The sequence below is a fragment of the Streptomyces sp. BE303 genome (assembly GCF_036290945.1).
Taxonomy (GTDB): domain Bacteria; phylum Actinomycetota; class Actinomycetes; order Streptomycetales; family Streptomycetaceae; genus Kitasatospora.
Map to the genome: position 1 here is coordinate 1 of NZ_JAQYWZ010000057.1, position 313 is coordinate 313.

Genomic DNA, 313 nt, shown 5'->3' on the forward strand with positions numbered 1-313 from the left:
CCTCGCGTACGGCGTCCAGGCGGACGAGCGTCCGCTCCTGGAGGAGGCGTTCGCGGACCGGCACGAACTGCGCTGCCTGGACCTCTTCATCACCCGCGACAGCGGCCCGCTGGCCGCCGGCGCCCCTGCGGTGAGCTGCAGCGTCAACGCTGAGCTGGACGCCGAGACGCTCGCCCTGCTCGCCGCCGGCGGGACCGAGCTGATCGCGCAGCGCACCACCGGTTTCAACAACATCGACCTGGAGGCCGCCGCCGAGCTGGGACTGACGGTCGCCCGCGTCTCCTTCTACAGCCCCTACGCGGTCGCCGAGCAC

At 72.5% G+C, this 313-nt stretch carries 1 pseudogene; it reads left to right on the top strand.

The annotated features are described in order from the left end of the window. Window positions 1-313 (top strand): annotated as a pseudogene (locus PUR56_RS00200) (2-hydroxyacid dehydrogenase); the annotation flags it as partial.